This window comes from Desulfohalobium retbaense DSM 5692, from assembly GCF_000024325.1.
In the GTDB taxonomy this organism is placed as follows: Bacteria; Desulfobacterota; Desulfovibrionia; order Desulfovibrionales; family Desulfohalobiaceae; genus Desulfohalobium; species Desulfohalobium retbaense.
The window spans coordinates 1,243,325-1,260,223 of the sequence record NC_013223.1 but is presented as its reverse complement, the minus strand read 5'-3'; the positions used below and the strand labels follow the sequence as shown (position 1 = coordinate 1,260,223).

Annotated in this window: 17 protein-coding genes; 6 read left to right on the top strand and 11 right to left on the bottom strand. The window is 58.8% G+C overall.

Features of this window, described 5'->3' with window-relative positions; translation table 11 throughout:
* Positions 1-35 precede the first annotated feature (35 nt).
* The 7 genes from DRET_RS05360 to DRET_RS05330 all read right to left on the bottom strand — a co-directional run bounded on the left by DRET_RS05360 (position 36) and on the right by DRET_RS05330 (position 6,769).
* On the bottom strand, positions 36-590 hold the full coding sequence (locus DRET_RS05360; RefSeq protein ID WP_015751508.1) for a FumA C-terminus/TtdB family hydratase beta subunit: 555 nt from the start codon (positions 588-590) through the stop codon (positions 36-38).
* Complete coding sequence (locus tag DRET_RS05355) at positions 587-1,429, bottom strand: fumarate hydratase (RefSeq protein WP_015751507.1); 843 nt, start codon at positions 1,427-1,429, stop codon at positions 587-589. The genes DRET_RS05360 and DRET_RS05355 overlap by 4 nt, the downstream gene beginning before the upstream one ends.
* On the bottom strand, positions 1,410-2,189 hold the full coding sequence (locus tag DRET_RS05350; RefSeq protein ID WP_015751506.1) for a fumarate reductase iron-sulfur subunit: 780 nt from the start codon (positions 2,187-2,189) through the stop codon (positions 1,410-1,412). Before DRET_RS05350 ends, DRET_RS05355 begins: the two co-directional genes overlap by 20 nt.
* A 121-nt stretch (positions 2,190-2,310) precedes the next feature.
* Positions 2,311-4,155 (bottom strand): fumarate reductase flavoprotein subunit, encoded by a 1,845-nt coding sequence (locus DRET_RS05345; RefSeq protein WP_015751505.1) that lies wholly within the window; start codon positions 4,153-4,155, stop codon positions 2,311-2,313.
* Positions 4,156-4,532: 377 nt separating this feature from the next.
* The gene (locus DRET_RS05340; protein ID WP_015751504.1) at positions 4,533-5,180 is read right to left on the bottom strand and encodes a succinate dehydrogenase/fumarate reductase transmembrane subunit; all 648 of its coding nucleotides are present in this window, start codon (positions 5,178-5,180) and stop codon (positions 4,533-4,535) included.
* 141 nt (positions 5,181-5,321) lie between these two features.
* The gene (locus DRET_RS05335) at positions 5,322-6,089 is read right to left on the bottom strand and encodes an exodeoxyribonuclease III (protein WP_015751503.1); all 768 of its coding nucleotides are present in this window, start codon (positions 6,087-6,089) and stop codon (positions 5,322-5,324) included.
* Positions 6,089-6,769: a metallophosphoesterase gene (locus DRET_RS05330; protein ID WP_015751502.1), complete on the bottom strand. Its 681-nt coding sequence runs from the start codon at positions 6,767-6,769 to the stop codon at positions 6,089-6,091. Before DRET_RS05330 ends, DRET_RS05335 begins: the two co-directional genes overlap by 1 nt.
* Positions 6,770-6,904: 135 nt before the next feature.
* On the opposite strand from DRET_RS05330, the gene DRET_RS05325 reads away from it, so the two are divergent.
* From DRET_RS05325 to DRET_RS05300, 6 genes are all read left to right on the top strand, one after another.
* Entirely contained in the window at positions 6,905-7,510 is a 606-nt protein-coding gene (locus DRET_RS05325; RefSeq protein WP_015751501.1) for a 5-formyltetrahydrofolate cyclo-ligase, read from the top strand.
* 68 nt (positions 7,511-7,578) lie between these two features.
* Positions 7,579-8,358, top strand: coding sequence for a purine nucleoside phosphorylase YfiH/LACC1 family protein (locus DRET_RS05320; protein WP_015751500.1), 780 nt, complete (start codon positions 7,579-7,581; stop codon positions 8,356-8,358).
* Positions 8,349-8,978 (top strand): LysE family translocator, encoded by a 630-nt coding sequence (locus DRET_RS05315; RefSeq protein ID WP_015751499.1) that lies wholly within the window; start codon positions 8,349-8,351, stop codon positions 8,976-8,978. The genes DRET_RS05320 and DRET_RS05315 overlap by 10 nt, the downstream gene beginning before the upstream one ends.
* Before the next feature lie 409 nt (positions 8,979-9,387).
* Positions 9,388-9,909 (top strand): MauE/DoxX family redox-associated membrane protein, encoded by a 522-nt coding sequence (locus tag DRET_RS05310; RefSeq protein WP_015751498.1) that lies wholly within the window; start codon positions 9,388-9,390, stop codon positions 9,907-9,909.
* 51 nt (positions 9,910-9,960) lie between these two features.
* Positions 9,961-10,497 carry a rhodanese-like domain-containing protein gene (locus tag DRET_RS05305; protein ID WP_015751497.1) on the top strand — a complete coding sequence of 179 codons (537 nt, stop codon included), beginning with the start codon at positions 9,961-9,963 and terminating at the stop codon, positions 10,495-10,497.
* Between the two features lie 56 nt (positions 10,498-10,553).
* Positions 10,554-11,096 (top strand): C-GCAxxG-C-C family protein, encoded by a 543-nt coding sequence (locus DRET_RS05300; RefSeq protein ID WP_015751496.1) that lies wholly within the window; start codon positions 10,554-10,556, stop codon positions 11,094-11,096.
* A 231-nt stretch (positions 11,097-11,327) separates the two neighbouring features.
* Here the strand turns inward: DRET_RS05300 and DRET_RS05295 are convergent, their stop codons facing one another.
* The 4 genes from DRET_RS05295 to DRET_RS05280 all read right to left on the bottom strand — a co-directional run bounded on the left by DRET_RS05295 (position 11,328) and on the right by DRET_RS05280 (position 16,829).
* Positions 11,328-12,245: a glycine betaine ABC transporter substrate-binding protein gene (locus DRET_RS05295; RefSeq protein WP_015751495.1), complete on the bottom strand. Its 918-nt coding sequence runs from the start codon at positions 12,243-12,245 to the stop codon at positions 11,328-11,330.
* A 54-nt stretch (positions 12,246-12,299) separates the two neighbouring features.
* Positions 12,300-13,862 (bottom strand): BCCT family transporter, encoded by a 1,563-nt coding sequence (locus DRET_RS05290; RefSeq protein WP_015751494.1) that lies wholly within the window; start codon positions 13,860-13,862, stop codon positions 12,300-12,302.
* A gap of 80 nt (positions 13,863-13,942) precedes the next feature.
* A complete protein-coding gene (locus tag DRET_RS05285; RefSeq protein ID WP_015751493.1) occupies positions 13,943-14,287 on the bottom strand; it encodes an AbrB/MazE/SpoVT family DNA-binding domain-containing protein in 345 nt (114 codons plus the stop codon).
* Positions 14,288-14,480: 193 nt separating this feature from the next.
* On the bottom strand, positions 14,481-16,829 hold the full coding sequence (locus DRET_RS05280; protein WP_015751492.1) for a helicase-related protein: 2,349 nt from the start codon (positions 16,827-16,829) through the stop codon (positions 14,481-14,483).
* Positions 16,830-16,899: the final 70 nt, after the last annotated feature.

The following is a 16,899-nucleotide window of genomic DNA, read 5'->3' as shown; positions in this document are numbered from 1 at the left end:
CTCCTTACCGGTGTGACCGGCGCTCTAAGACCCGCTCACCCCGTTACGGCTGGCCTGCGCGGCGTCGCGTAGAGTTCACCACCGTGGGCGTCGTTGACGACAACCAGCGGAAAATCCTCGACAATCAGTTCACGCACCGCTTCGGGTCCGAGATCGTCATAGGCAATAACCCGGGCCGAGCGCACGCGCTGGGCCAGCAATGCCCCTGCCCCGCCGGTGGCGCCGAAATAGACGGCCCCGCAGTCCTGAAGCGCCTGACGCACCGCCTCATTGCGGCGACCCTTGCCAATCGTTGCCAACACGCCGCGACCGATCAACTCCGGGGTATACCTGTCCATACGATAACTGGTTGTCGGGCCGGCCGCGCCGATGGGAAACCCCGGCGGCGCAGGAGTTGGTCCGACATAATAGATGACACTGCCCTCCAAGGGGAACGGTGAAGGCTGGCCCTCGGACAACGCCTGACACAACCGCTTATGCGCTGCATCCCTGGCGGTGTAGAGGGTCCCGGACAGCAGGACCACATCACCGACACGGAGATCTCGAACCGCCTCTTTGTTCAAGGGCGTCGTCAATCGAATAGGACTCATGACCAGGAAACCTCCCCATGCCGCGCCGAATGGCATTGGATATTGACTGCCAGGGGAAGACTGGCGATATGGCAGGGAGCCATGGCCAAGCGGACCCCCAAGGCGGTAATGCTGCCCCCCAGCCCCATGGGACCGACCCCGAGTCCGTTCACCGCTTCTAAGAGCTCTTCCTCCCTGGCGGCCAGCTCGGGATCAGGGTTCGGGGCGTCCAGAGGGCGCAATAACGCCTTCTTGGCCAGCACAGGCGCCCAGTCAAAAGTCCCGCCGACGCCGACACCGACAATGATAGGCGGGCAGGGATTCGGCCCGGCCTCAGCCACCCTGTCGAGCACAAACGATTTGATCCCTTCCCAGCCATCCGCAGGCGTGAGCATGGTACAACGGGACATGTTCTCACTGCCGCCCCCCTTGGCCATAAAGGCGATATGCAACCCATCGCCCGGAACGATTTCTGTATGGATAATGGCCGGCGTGTTGTCGCCGGTATTGCGCCGGGTCAGCGGATGGCACATGGAAGTCCGCAAATAGCCCCGGGCGTACCCTTGGGCGACCCCGTCGTTGATCGCTCGCGGCAAACTGCCTTCGACTACCCGACACTCCTGGCCCAGGGAGACAAAAAAGACCGCCGCCCCAGTATCCTGACACAGGGGAAGCCCGGTTTCGGCAGCCACTCGGGCGTTTTCACGCAATTGGCTCAACACTTCCCGCCCGGACGGGCTGCTCTCCAAAGCCAATCCCCCTTCCAAAGCCTCCAGGACGTCCGGAGGCAGATGCCGATTGGCCCGAACGACCATTTCCGCCACCCGGGTCGTGATTTCCTCAGCCGCGATCTCGCGCATGCGCCCTCCGCTTGCCCCTTCTCCAATTCGGCAGGAGCTGTTTCAAGCCCGTCCAGCCCATCTTACGGCGCACAAACGCCAATTGGGTCTGTAGCGACAACCCTTTGGGACAGACGTCGTCGCAGGCCAGCAGGCCCATACATCCAAAGATTCCTTCATCGGTGCCAATCAATTCATAAAAGGCGTCATCTGTTCGCTCGTCCCGGGGGTCCATGACAAAGCGGGCGATGCGATTGAGTCCGGCAGCGCCGAGAAAATCCGGCCGCATCCGCGCTGTGGCGCAGGCAGCGATACAGCAGCCGCATTCAATGCAGCGGTCCAATTCAAAGACGGTCTCAGCAACAGCATTATCCATAGGCTCTTCCAGCGCTTCCGGATCAAACTCGCTGTCAGTATGGATCCAGGATTCTACCCGTTCGTGCATGTCGCGAAACCACGTCCCGGTGTCCACCGACAAATCCCCGATGAGTTGGAAGACGGGGAGTGGCAGCAGAACAATCTGCTTGGGCAAATCCTGGGTTTTGGTGTGGCAGGCCAGCCCCGGCCGGCCGTTGATAACCATGCCGCAGGAGCCGCAGACACCGGCGCGGCAGCAAAAATCGAATTGCAACGACGGATCGTGTTCCTCGCGGATACGGTTCAAAGCGATAAACAGGGTCATGCTCTCGGTCTCGTCAACGTAAAATGTCTGCATCCGAGGCGAAGACCCAGGATCGGCGGGGTTATGCCGAAAGACATCGATTTGAAGGATGCGGGCCATACGCATTTCCTCGGTTTGCGCCAATCAGTCCCAGGGCGGCACCACTCGACGCGATTTTCCGACTCGCCTAAAGCTGCCGGAGTTCTCGTTACCAATCACCTCCCCCAACCGGGGCACGCCGTCAGACCGGATCACGGGGTGTACAGACATCATCGCCGGAAATGATCTCCCCGCCCCCATAACCGCGATCACCAGGGGGGATCTCCACAGCTGAAGTCGCGGGCTCGTATTCCAGTGAGGGCAGCTCGTGCTCTTCAGTCCAGGTGGCCAGGGTCCGATTCCACCACTCCCGGTCATTGCGGGCCGGATAATCTTCTCTGGCATGGGCGCCGCGGCTTTCCTTGCGCTGCAAGGCGCCATACGTCGTACACACGGCCAGCCGGAGCATCCCGGGGAACCTCAGGGCCAGAGCCAATTCCGGACAAGCCCCCGCCCCATGGTTGCGCAATCCGATCTGAGCGGCGCGCTCACTGAGTTCAAGAAGACGGTCCAGGGCGGCCTGCAATTCGGGTTCCTCCCGAAAGATGCCCACCTTTTCCATGAGCACGTTTTGCATGGCGTTGCGCAATTGGAACACGTTTTCGCCGTTGGTCCGTGTTTGCACAGTGCGAATACGCTGCTGGACCTGTTTCGCACACTCCTGGCCGAGCTGTGGGACGAGATGCCCCCGGTCTCCCTGGAGAAACCGGGTGATTTCGCTGCCTATAAGACTTCCGGCCACAACGGTTTCTGCCAGAGAATTGCCGCCGAGACGGTTAAAGCCATGCAAATCCCAGCAGGCGGCTTCTCCGGCAGCAAATAGCCCTTTCAGTCCATAGGCGTGGCCCGTCTTGTCCGTCCGTATGCCCCCCATGCTGTAATGCTGGGTCGGCCGAACCGGAATACAGGCGTGAACCGGGTTCACTCCCAAAAAATGGCGGCAGATATCGTAGACTTCCCGGAGTTTGGTGGTGATATGGGTCTCACCGAGGTGACGGATATCCAACCAGAGATGGTCTCCGTAACTCGATGGTACGCCATACCCTCGACGGATGTGCTCGATCATGCGCCGGGAAACAACATCGCGTGAGGCGAGCTCAGCCTTCTCCGGTTCATAGTCGGGCATGAAGCGGTGGCCGTTGACATCCAGCAGGGTTCCCCCGTCACCACGACACCCTTCGGTGACCAGAATATCAGTGGGCACGGTGCCTGTGGGGTGGAACTGGATGGCTTCCATATTTCCCAGGGGAACCACTCCCGTGTCCAGGGTGAGCGCCTGCCCGCCGCCCTCGCAAATAACAGCGTTGGTGGAATGTTTGTAGATCCGGCCGTAGCCCCCGGAGGCGACAAGAGTGGCCCGAGCCAAATAGATCCGTAGTGTCCCGGTACGCAGACAGCGCACGACCGCTCCCATACACCGTTCGCCATCATGGATGAGCGCCAGGGCCTCAGTGCGGTCGTGGACCTCGACTCCGAGTTGCACCGCCCGGTTGTCCATGGTGTACAAGACGGCGTGACCGGTCCCATCGCTGGTATAACAGGTCCGCCATTTCGCGGTGCCTCCGAAACTGCGGGCGGTGATCAGTCCTTGTCTTGCCTCTGGTTCGACTTTCTCGAATTGTTCGCCGCCTTTGAAATAGGTCGAGGGACCAGGCACAACCCGATTCCATGGCACTCCCCAATGGGCCAGTTCGCGCATGACCACTGGAGCGTGTTCGACAAACATCCGGGCGACCTCCTGGTCGCATCCCCAATCCGAACCCTTGACCGTGTCCGTGAAATGGATATCCGGGCAGTCCCCCTCGCCCATGGCGCAATTGCCCAGGGCCGCCTGCATCCCTCCCTGCGCGGCCGAGGAATGAGAACGGCGAGGGGGAACAAGGCTCAGACAGATAGTGGTGAACCCGGCCTGCGCAGCCTCAATGGCCACCCGCTCCCCGGCCAGACCGGCGCCGATGCTCAACAGATCGGTATAAATGGTTTCCATGATACGGTTTGACCTCGGGTTTGCGCGCTCTCACAAAAAAGAGGACCGGGCCGGAACCCGGGCCGTCCAGACGGTTTTCCACACCACCAGCAGCCACAATGACGCAGCGCCGAAGCCTGCCAGCGTGTGCCCGCGTATTGCCGCCAGCAACTGAGGCAGTGAACACAACGCCATCGCACATTTCCAAGATAGGGGAAACGGTCCTGGAACCAGTTCACGGATCCAGGCTAGCAGGCCGCTGAAAATCTCCCAATGGCAGACAGCTGCAATACGTTCAAACGTGGACCTACGGATACGTACATTGCGACCTTGAACTTTGTCGCCGTCCCTTGGGATTTTTGTACGACCTGCGGTATACGGATTTTTTCATCAGGCAGCTAGACATAAAGAAAACGGACCAGGGTTATCAGGCCCAGCAATCCCAGTACGCCAGCGCCGGCCAGGAAAAAACGGCGGGCGGTGGCACGTTTGCGGCGAACGACAGCGCCCCATTTGATTCCTGAACGGTACAGGCCGACAAAGGCATGGCCGGTGACGGCACAAATCAAAAGGACATAGAACACAAACCAGGCCGGATGGGCGATCCGTTCACTGCTCTTGGCGGCGGTAATGGGCAGATCAGTCAATACCGACCACATATGGATACCCCCGAGCAAGAGAAGGACCATCCCGGTCAGGGCTTGGCCCAGCCAGAGCCAAGTCTCGCTATGGCGCAGCATCCGGGTTTGCCGCCACACGAGCGTATGTTCCGTCCAGCGCAAAGGGACTTTCCGGCCGGCGGCCAGGAAATGCACAAGAAAGACCGCGAAGACAAGAGGACCGTCGATTTGCGCCACCCCGGAAGACTCAAGGGCCTCAGCCATGGTGTCGTACACGCCAACGCCAAGAAGGACACTCCCCACCAGGGCCATATGGGCCACGATGTACACGGCCAGAGCTCCCCCGGTGAGAGAACTGAGCAGATCCCACGTGACAGCCGCCGAGCGGGGCCCGGAAGACAGGGGAAGTTTGGAGAGAGAGGCCATTAACGCGCTCCTTGATGCATCTGGAACACAGATCAGGTCGTCGCCAACCTGGCGGTCAAGCAGGGCCGCATCGGGCCCTGGCCGGGAAGTACTGCAAAGGCGGGGCGAAGGCAATAGGGCCACCGAAAACGGGAAACCGGTCTACTGGGCATCTATTTCAAGACCTATCGGGCAATGATCGGACCCGTATACGGTGTCTTCGATCCAGGCATTCCGGACACGGCCTGTAAGTTCGTCGCTGACAAAGAAATAATCGATACGCCACCCGGCATTCCGGGCCCGGGCGTTGAAGCGGTAGGTCCACCACGAATAATGCCCCCCTTCCGAGGTGAACATGCGGAAGGTGTCGTGGTATCCATGACTGATAAATGTATCGATCCAGGCCCGCTCTTCAGGGAGAAAGCCCGAGCGATCCGCATTGGCTTTCGGGTTTTTGAGGTCGATTTCCGTATGCGCGGTGTTTAAATCACCACAGACAATAACCGGCTTGGTCTGGCGGAGGTGTTCGGCATAGTCAAAAAAGGCGTCGTAGAATCCCATTTTATAGTCCAACCGTTCCTGACTCATCTGGCCGTTGGGAAAATAGATGTTCAAGAGATAAAAATCACGGTACTCCAAAAGCAGGGTCCGCCCCTCTCCCTGATACTGCATGTCGGGCAGTCCCCGGGACCAGTGTACTGGGGGCGTGCGGGCAAAGCAGGCCACACCTGAATAGCCTTTTTTAACGGTTGCTCCGTTCCATATGATTTGATGGGTGTTGACGTGCTGGTGCTTCTCCGGAACCTGATCCAAAGTGGCCTTGGTTTCCTGCAGGCAAATCACATCGCCATCACACTGTGCAAACCAATCCCAGAACCCTTTCTGGACCACGGCCCGAAACCCGTTCACATTCCATGAATACAGCCGCATCACTCCTCCCTCACCGAACGCAGTTCCGCGTGGATCCCCTCAGCCGTCCGCTGCAGCAGGACATATCCGCCCGCAGCAAGCATACCGGGATTGAGAATCAAAGTCCGACCCAGATAATCCTGTGAGACCGCCTCGTGGATATGGCCGGTGACACAGACATCCGGCTGGGCCGCCTCCAGAAAACGGCGGACCGAATGGCTCCCTACATGGGTCCCGTCTGCCAGGGCATCTGAACGGGTGCCGTAGGGCGGAGTATGGCAGACCACTATATGGTGCGCGAGATCCTTGATATCTGCGTAGGCCACATCCAGCCACATATGAAGTTCGTGTTCCCCGACTTCAGCGGGGGTCCCGAACGGGGTCGCATTGGAATAGCCAACCCCCATGAGACCGACATCCTCATCGAGCTCCACCCCCCTGGCGTGGATATTCCATCCCCGCTGCTCCAAAAAACCCGTCACCTCGGGAAAATCCATATTCCCGATCTGGGCGTACAGGTTGGGATTGACCCGGTGGAGTTCCTCGAGGACTTCCGTGGCCTTGGCCACCCGTCCGGCATTGGTAATATCCCCGCTGACGATAAGCCCGGCAGCCTCACCTATGTGAGGAATCCTGTGGATATTGGCGGTCTGCTCGTGGATATCCCCCACGACAATCCAAAACGGCAACGATGTCTGCATACCTTTTCTCCTTGGCAGTGCTCCGCCGAGGGTACATTGTGTTCTTCCGATGCAAGGGAGATACTAAAGAGCCTCAGGCTTGCCAAGCAGTTCCAGGGGGTTGCTCCAGAGGCTGCTTTGGGGCACTCTTTTGCCATGCCATCCACTCCGCTTCAGCAAGACGACAAATCACGGTTGCGCCGAGCCCTTATGCGCCAACGCCGAGACCTCGCACCAGATGAGGTCGTGAGCGCGAGCCGGTGCATCCAGGACCACGTCTTCGCCCTGCCCCAGTGGCAGAGGAGCGAAACGTTTTTGCTGTATGCCCCTATTCATAACGAAGTCGACACCTGGCCCTTGATTGAAGCCGCATGGAAATCGGAGCGATCCGTTCTCCTGCCGCGTTGCAGGCAATGCGAACGCGGCGAAATGGACCTGGCCTGTGTCCGCACAGTCGACGAACTGCAGCCCGGCTTTCAGAACATTCCCGAGCCCAAGGAACATCTCTGCCGCCCTCCGGGACTGTTCCCCATAGACGTGGCCTTTGTTCCCTGTGTCGGTGTCGATCGTTCAGGGGTCCGCTTGGGCTACGGAGGCGGGTATTATGACCGCTTTTTGAGCCGTGCCCGTCGAACAGGCATGCTCATTGTGGCCCTCGCCTATGCCTTCCAGGTGGTGCCCGCCCTGCCCAGCGAGCCGTGGGATATCCCCGTGGACTGCATTGTGACCGAAGCCGGGAGTTTCTGGACCCCACAGCACTGACTGCGACCGTCAGATCGGGCTGTCGTTCCTCTTTGGGAGATTCCACCGTACCGCCAAGGAAGTTTTTCATGCACATCGACCCTGTAGTGAGCCATCCCGCCCAGCCGGGAATCATCCCGTTTGCCTTTCCCAGTCTGCCCATGGTGCGAGCGGCCTTTACCACCCGGATAGGCGGCTCCAGCGAAGGGCCCTTTTCCCAGGGCAATATCTCGTTCGACGTCGCGGACACCCGGGAGCGGGTCCAGGCAAACCGGCTGGCGCTCCGAGCTCGATGCGGCTTCGACGAGTTGACCGAGGCCAAGCAGGTCCACGGGACTGCGCTTCTGAGCGTTGACGGCCCCCTTGCTCCGGACGTGGAGGCCGACGGGCTGATAACGACCGCTCCCGGCAGGGCGCTGTGCATCAAGACCGCGGATTGCCAGCCCGTCCTGCTGGCCCATACTTCTGGGCAGGCGGTGGCGGCGCTGCATGTCGGCTGGCGCGGCAACAGAGCGAATTTTCCGGCCACGGGCCTCGCCAGGTTTTGTGCCACCTACGATCTCGCTCCGGAAGAGGTCCTGGCCGTACGTGGTCCCAGTCTAGGCCCTGGATGCAGTGAATTCGTCCATTTTGATCGCGAATGGGGCCCTGAATTTGCGTCCTATTACGACTCCGGGCGAAAAACCGTGGATTTGTGGCGTATGACAGAGGACCAATTGTGCTCCGCCGGTTTGCGCCGCGAGCACATTTTCCGGCTCGACCTGTGCACCTTCAGCCTGCCGTCCTTCTTTTTTTCCTACCGCCGCGAGCGCACCTGTGGACGCCAAGCAGGTCTGATCTGGATCCACAAGGGCGCCCCGTGTTCCTAGAAATCTTCGGTCTCGGACTTCTTGTGGGTATGGCCCCAGGACCCGATTTTTTCCTGGTGCTCAAAAATGCCCTGCAGGGCGGACGGGCCAAAGGACGTGCCACAGCCCTGGGTATCGGCTGCGGACTGCTTGTCCACGTGGCCTATTCTGTCTTTGGACTGGCATTGCTGTTACAACGCTCTCCAGCCCTTTTTCAGACTGTTCAGACGGCCGGCGGCGCCTACCTGTTGTGGTTGGCCTTTCAGACACTGCGCAGTTCTGTTGCTCCGGAAACGAAGGCCCCAGCGGGGCTGCGCCGGCAGCAGCCCCGCGAAAGCGGAGCCGCCTCCACGGTCCGCGCCGGATTTTGGGAGGGCTTTTTGTGCAATCTGCTCAACCCGAAGGCAGCCCTGTTTTTTATCAGTGTCTTCTCCAACTATATCACTGCCGGGGCCTCGTTTGGGGTCCATTGGATCTACGGACTGGAAATTGTCCTCGCCGTAACCCTGTGGTTCCTCTTTCTCGCCCGCGTTGCGGCCTCAGACCGGTTTCGCGGCTTCTACCTCTTTGCTCATCTCTGGGTCGATCGCGCCTTCGGGGTTCTCCTGGCGTATCTTGGCCTCGGCCTGCTCTGGCCCTAACTGATTATGGAAAAATTGCGTATAGCGCTGGCCGTTCCAAAATCCCGAGGGCATGGCGACAAAACATTCAAGGTCGCAGCGTAGGTATTCGTTCGTAGGAGATTGAAGGCACAGCAGCTGTCTGCCACTGGGAAATGTTCTCCAGCCTGCTCGCTGCCAGGTATTCCCCTGCCCCGGAAGACCGGCTCTGCCCTTCCCAAACACACCATCGCTGGCCCCTGCAAGCTTCATTGGCCCGGAGTGCGGTCTTGTATAGATACAATCTATCCTTAGCTATTCAAGCCATCTAAACGTTGTATTTGCCCCCCTTGCCTGCACTTCGTACAAAGCACATGAGGATGCAAGGCAAAAGCCGGCCCCGGCTTGACACGCCACTTCGGAAGATAAACCCGCCTCCAGGGGGAACCCCATGGTCCCGCTCCCACGTTTTCTGGCCACATCGGCCTGGGCGTATAGAATCGTCCGGCTGGCTTTCGCGGTGATGTTTATCATAGCCGGGGGACTCAAGCTCGCCGATCCCGCCGTTTTTGCGACCACCATCGATGCTTTTGGACTGATCCCATCTTTCCTGCTTCCTGTGGTGGCCATCGGTTTGCCCCTTCTCGAAATCCTCGCCGGTATCGGTCTGCTTTTCGATTTCCGGGGCAGTCTGACCACCCTGACTCTGCTCACAGTCGTTTTCATTCTGGTTTTGGCCTACGGCATCCATCTTGGTCTGGATATCGATTGCGGTTGCTACGGACCGGGCGATCCCGAGGCAGAGGCCTTCGGCCATTTGCGCTCGTCTCTGTATCGCGACCTGGGCATGCTGGTCATGGCTGGCTATCTCTACATCTGGCGCCAGCTCAACGGTATGCAGGCTATTTCCAGTCGCGTGCCGTTTGGGCACAGATTGATTTCCCTGCGTGATTCCGGTTCATCCTCACTCTGAGGACAACGTTTCCGTGCCCTGAATAATAAAGAAACGAAGGAGATGAAATTCATGCCCAACCTGAAAACCCTGATGGTCCTCTTGCTCACCGGTTGTGTTCTTTTGGCCTTTGCCAACCCCGCTACTGCTCTGTTCGGAAGTAAATTCGAGGAAGAACTTGAGACCGAGAAGGCAGCCGTCAAACTGGTCCGCGACACCAAACGGGGTGGCTACGAACTCGTGGACACCGCGACGCTCAAGCAATGGATTGACAATGGCAAGGAGATGCTCATTATCGACACCATGCCCTTTGAGGCAAGCTACGCCAAACAGCACGTTCCCGGGGCCGAACAATTTCTTTTCCCCAAAGGGGATATGCCCCAGTGGGATAGCGAGCAAACCGCGGGCAAAACCAAGCAAGACTTCCAACAACTCCTTGGCCCGGATAAAGACAAATTGATCGTCGTCTACTGCGGTTTCGTTAAATGCGCCCGAAGCCACAGCGGTGCCAATTGGGCAGTCAAATTGGGCTACACCAATGTTTACCGCTACCCCGGGGGCATTTTTGCCTGGAAAGGCGCGGACTTCCCCATCGGGTCTGTGGAATAGCTATGCCAATCGTCAATGCCTCGCTCTTGCGCACGATTTGACCGGAGCCGCAAACTATGTCCGAAAACTCTGCTCTCCTGACACCGATCCGGCAGCGAGCTGAAAACCTCTACGCCACCAAACAGCTTTTATGCACCGAAGCAGTGCTGGTTGCACTGAACGAGGGATTTGAAGGGGGTTTGAGCCGCGAGCAGGCAGTCGGCCTGACCGCGGGCATGACTATCGGTCTTGGAGGCAGCGGCTGTCTCTGCGGCGCAGTGAGCGGGGGAGTTCTCGGCATCGGACTGATCCTCGGAGGCGATGCGCCTCACAAACACCGGGCGGAAATCCGACGGGTCGTCAATGCCTTCCACGATCAATTCAAAACCGCCCATCGCAGCACCTGCTGCCGGGTCCTGACCAAATCGGTCAAGGAGGATAACAAAGCCCATTTCCTGCAATGCCAAGATCTTACCGGAGAAGCCACGGAAATGGCGGGCCAATTGATCCTTGCTCACCGCCCGGCCCTGGCCGCCACGGCTCTGCCTGATCCCATCCAAAAGCGGGATTCGGCCCTGACGGGACGCCTCAAATGGCTGGCCCGGTGCATCTTCGGCTAAGGCGAAGCACACCCCTTTTTGTGCGCTTCTCCCCCTTGTCGACAAGCACCTTCCCCTGCGGTCTGTGCCCAATACCCTTGTCGTGATCTATTGCAGTGGGTGAGGATTTCCGGGCTGCTCGAGACGAAGCCATCAAAAAAGCGGAGAGACCAATGTGGTCTCTCCGCTTTTTTGATGGTCAATTTGTGCAATCGAAACGGCCACAGGGCCCCGAGTGACACAAGGTCTGAATCACGGCAGCCATGAGGCCACCTGATCCTTATGGTACCGGATCCAGCGGCGGGCGCTTTCATATGGGTAAACGCCCTTTCGCTCTTCTATCCAGAGCATGAGTTGTTCCATATCCTCTGATGTCCATTGGAAGTTGTCCAAAAACCTGTAGACGTCCGGCATATCCTCCCGCAAGTCCGAGCGAACAACGGTATGGATCGCTTCCCGTCCGCCAAAGACTTCTTTGGGGTCGTCGAGGAAGGCCAAGCGCCAGCGGGCGAACATCCAATGCGGTTCCCAGCCGGTAACCACCACCCACTGCCGTTTGCGGATGGCATCGGCCAGTTCAGCGGTCATGGCCACTTCACTGCCGGAGACCAGGGTATAATTGTGCAGCCCATAGGCGCGCAACGCTTCCTCGGTCCGGTGCATGATCCCGGCTTCCGGATCAATGCCGATGATCTTGCCGTCGAATTTGTCTGCATACTCCGGCAACTCGGCGATAGAGGTCACAGGGATGTAAGGTTCGTTCTCGAGACCACTGCCGGCTGTCTGTCGGCCGGTGGTCACCTTGGGAACGACCAGACCGATCCGGGTTCCCTCCAGGTTCGGTCCCAGATCAATGACCTGGCCTTCATAGCGTTGCAAATATTCGCTCTGTGTTCCCGGAAGCCAAGCCGATACCATGCCGTCCACAGATCCCTGGGCCACAGCCCGCCACATCTCATCGGCCGACATGGCCACAATGCGGCACGGGCGGTCGAGTTTCTCCTGAATAACTGCTTTGACCAGATTCGTGCTCGCCACCTCTGAAGACCACTCGACATACGCCAAGGTCACCGGTGTTTCGTGCCCGGCAGAGCTTGTCCGGGCCACGCCGGCCACAACCAATAAGGTCAGTACAAGACTGCACACAGACAGATTGCGAAGTTTCAACACTGCGTACCTCCAAGGTTGGATCAAAAAAACACGTCTCTTGGCGAGGCGTGGCTGTTAGTCGTAGTAGCGCATCCAATGGTCATGCAGACCGCGATACACGGCCCAGCACATCATCAATATGACCACCGCAAACGGCAACCCGGTTGTGATGGCGGCTGTCTGCAGGGCGACCAGGCCGCCGCCGAGCAACAGGACCGCAGCGACAACGCCTTCCAAAACGGCCCAGAACAGGCGCTGCGGAGTCGGCGGATCCGGGTTACCTCCGGCGGTGATGATGTCAATGACCATGGACCCGGAGTCAGAGGAGGTCACAAAAAACGTGATGACGACAACGACTGCCAAAAGGGAGGTCAGCATAGACAAGGGAAAATGTTCCAAAAAGACAAACAAGGAGACAGGAATGTTCTCCTGTACCGCCTTGGCCAGTCCCCCAGCCCCGAAATGCTCGATGAACAAAGCACTGTTGCCGAACACGGTCATCCAGACAAAGGTCACAGCGACGGGAACAAGCAGAACGCCGAGCAGGTATTCCCGGATGGTCCGGCCATAGGAAACCCGGGCGATGAACATGCCCACAAACGGAGACCAGGCGATCCACCAGCCCCAGTAAAAAACCGTCCAGCCGTTTTGCCATTCGCCGTTGGTGTAGGTCTCGTTCCAGGTGGCAAGATGCGCAAAATCCTGAATATAATTCCCAATATTCTCCAAAATACCGTTAAGGATAAATTGGGTCGGCCCCAACAAGAGGACAAAGAGCATCAGCAACCCGGCGGCGGCCATGTTCAATTCACTCAAAAATTTGATGCCCGCGTCCAGGCCGCGAACGACGGACCAGGTCGCAATGGCGGTGATCAAGGCAATCAAGCCGCATTGAACCCAGGGATTTTGCGGAATGCCAAACAAATGGGCCAGTCCGGCATTGACCTGTTGGACCCCGAGCCCCAGGGAAGTCGCCACCCCATACAGCGTTGCCACCGTGGCCAAGACATCGATCAAATTACCGATGGGGCCGTAAATTTTGTCGCCAAGCAGGGGATAGAAAATATTACGGATGGAAAGCGGTAGTCCTTCGGAAAAGCCGAAGAAGGCGAGGCCGAGGCCGACAAGGGCATAAATACCCCAAGGGTGCAGGCCCCAATGCAGGAAGGTCAATTCCATGGCCATGCGCGCCGCTTCAGGAGAACCGGGTTCTGAGAGGGGATTGGCCACATAGTGGAACATGGGTTCGGCCACCCCGTAGAAAAGGATCCCGATACCCATTCCAGCACTAAAAAGCATGGCGAACCACCCCATGGTGGAGAATTCCGGCTCAGCGTCCTCTCCGCCGATGCGCATCGACGCCATTTTGGTGAATAAGAGGAAAAAGCAGAAGACCAGGACCACGTTCATGACCAGCACGAAAAAGAAACCGGTATATGTGGCAATCCAGGTCTGCACGGAACTGAATAAGGTCGAGGCCGTCTCGCCTGCAATCAAGGTCAAAGCCACGCCGAGGATGATAACCGCCCCGCCGCCGAAAAACACCCATGGATGTATATCGTATTTCAGTATCTTGTTTTCCAGATTCTGCCACGTCGCCGTCGTGCGCCGTGACGTTGTTCGCAGATCCTCGCTCATGCATCGCCTCCACGTTACAGATGACAACCAGAGGAAAGGCCACGTCACCCTTTCCCGACATCAGACATGTTCACGACTGCCTAGCCGTTGGAATCAATTTTCTTAAGAATGATTCGGTCCTCTTCAACGATCATTTCAAAGGCGGTCCCGGGTTTGAAGCCGCTCGCCTCGAGCATTTTTTCAGAAAAAATGACACCCTGCTTTTTGTACCGTTTCCATTTGCTGATTTCTGGACACGGCGCCTCCAACAGGCCAGGGATCTCATAAATCTGTTTGTCTCTGCGCTGCAGCATCAGCACCTGCTCATGCAGGGTATACTTGGAAATTTTCATTTCCTTCATGATTTCTCGAGCGGTTTTGCCCTCCTGGATCAGGCGGCGAAGCCGGTCCGGATCGTAATTGTGACTGAACGTCCCTCTGGGCATAAGGACTCCTTGTCAGGGTTGTGGCCGTGAGCTATCGGGCCGGTTGAACAGGCGAAATGACGATTCCTCGTTGCGCCATTTCCATACTGGAAAAGCTCGCATTTGTACGTTGTGACAATGGACCAATTTGCGTGAAAAGACAAATACGGAATCAGGGACAGCGCTTCACCGGCAGAGAATTGCCTCAAGCCGGTTAGACAAGCACCACTTTGCTTGCTGCGCGAAACCGCACCGTCCAATTCCGCCCCCACGGCGGCAGTTCCCGCCGGGTCGGAGGGGTCTTTCGCGGTCCGTGGATCTTTTCCAGGGTAATCCGCGAATGCGCGACATCATAATCAATACTGATGCGCATGCCTTCAAGGTCTAAAAGACGGGGGTACCGGCGGTCAAAACCCGCCCGCTCCCAGGAGGGAATCCCTTCAAAAACCAGATCCTGTGGCGCGAGCACCGCCAGATCCTCCTGGGCTTCAAGCCCCAAGGTCTCAAGTTCGTGTTCCACCCATTGCTCAGGGACAACAGCGTCTCCCTGGCTTTTGCCCAAAGCACAGTACAAATTCCAGGCCTGAATGTCTTCCAGCAGACGCTTTCCTGACTCGCGCCAGAGTTGTCCGGCGCACAAGAGGTGCGCCACCGCTTGCCGTAAGAGACTGCCCTCCGGATACCGCCTCGTCTCCTCTAACACGCGCCCGGCAAATTCGTGCCTGTACAGCACACTGACGCGCCCGTCCTCCCAAGCCGGCTGCCCCGGGACCTCGGTGCCGATTCCGGCTTGACGCAACAACGCAAGAGGAAGCGGCGCCAGACATGTTCCCCGGCTGCATGACTGCTGTGTTCCCTTGGTGCCGGGCAAGCTGTGGATGGCCAGGACAAGGGCGGCTTCGGCCGGGTCAGCAAAGCGGGAACTGTTGCTCGCCGTGAGTTCGAAGCCCTGTCCATTGACCAGGGCTTCACGCCGTTTGATCTGCCCACGACGAATAAAGGCGGCCTCCGGTGCATTGCGCAACATGGCCAAAAGCCATTCGCTGCGTACGGGCAGCGCCTCAGCCTCCACATTCGTGGGCAGGTCCAGATGGTGACGAATACGGCGCGCTGTCTCCCGGGCCGCGGCGAGATCATTATATTTGCAGAACACCTCAGACGGAGGATCGTGGCGCATGAGGCGCAAAAGCGTCCAGGCATCACACGGTTCCGGAGCGAAGCGGGCCAGGGCCTCGCGTCCTTCGGCGGTCTGCTGCGCAGGCAAAAGACCGCCGGGTGCTTCAAGCGCCGCCGCAATGTCAATACTGGCCCGCCGCAGGGCCGCATCGTCAACCACAGCAACAAGGTGGGCGAAGAAGGGATCCAGAGGGAGGGTGAACAACGCCTGTCCATGCGGGGTCAATTGGCCGGAACTGTCGATGCCCCCCATTGCCCTGGCGCGCTGTCGAGCCGTTTCGAACGGCTCCGAGGGCAGAGAAGTCGGGAACTCGAGGGTTTCTGGAGGGCTCCCGCAGGCGTGGCTGGCGAGAACAAGCTCCGTCAAGTCCTCTCGCTGGATTTCAGGAGCAGTAAAATCCTTGAGTCGGGCCTGCCGCCCCCAGAGACGAAAACATTGTCCCGGGCCGAGTCTTCCGGCTCGACCGGCGCGCTGATCCGCAGCGGCTTGCGAAATGGCCTGCAGGGCAAGAACAGTCCGTCCTCCATAGCGTTGGGTCCGGCGTTCGAGCCCCGAATCGACAACGACCCGCACGCCCGGCAGGGTCAGAGAGGTCTCTGCGACGTTCGTGGCCAGGATAATCCGCCGATGCTGGCTGGGCTGCAACACGCCATCTTGCTCTGCAGCAGCAGTGCCGGCATGCAACGGAACCACCGGGACTCCAAGATTGCCTTGACGCAAGGCGGCCTGGGCGTCACGGATTTCCCCTTTGCCAGGGAGAAAAACAAGGATATCCCCTTCGTCTTCCTGAACCAGCCCCGTGCGAACCGCACGAACGATGCGCTCATTGAGTCCCTGAAGCGAGGGGAGGCGGTGCTCCTCGGTATATGTCGTCGTGACGGGATGACTGCGTCCTTCGGCATGGAGCAGGCCCCCGTCCAGATACGTCGCCAGTTCAGGGCCATCCACCGTTGCCGAAGCCAGCACCAGACAGTGCTCCCCGGAGCGCAGTACGGCGGCCAAAAAATCCGTATCCCAGCGCCGTTCATGGAATTCATCGAGAAAAACGGCGTCAAAGGAGTGCAAACCGTCCTCGGCATACCACCGCAGGGCGATGCCCGGGGTGGCGAACACAATGCGCGTCTTCTCAGAACAACATTGAGCAAAGCGGATGGCGTACCCCACTTCCTGACCCAAGGAGGTCCCTTTCAAGCTGGCGACATGGGCGGCCAACGCCCGGCAGGCCATGCGACGGGGCTCAACGACCAGGACCCGACCGGCCTTTGTCAGCCAAAGCGGCAACCGGGTGGATTTCCCGCTCCCGGTCGGGGCCTGGACCACCAGCCGTCCCTTGTGCAATCCCTCTTGAAAGGATTCGCGTATGGCATCGATCGGCAATCCATCCATCTCCAGGACCTACTTCGGCTTGCGGTGCGTTCAGGCTCGCGTCCGGAAATCGAGAGCAGGAGATTGACCT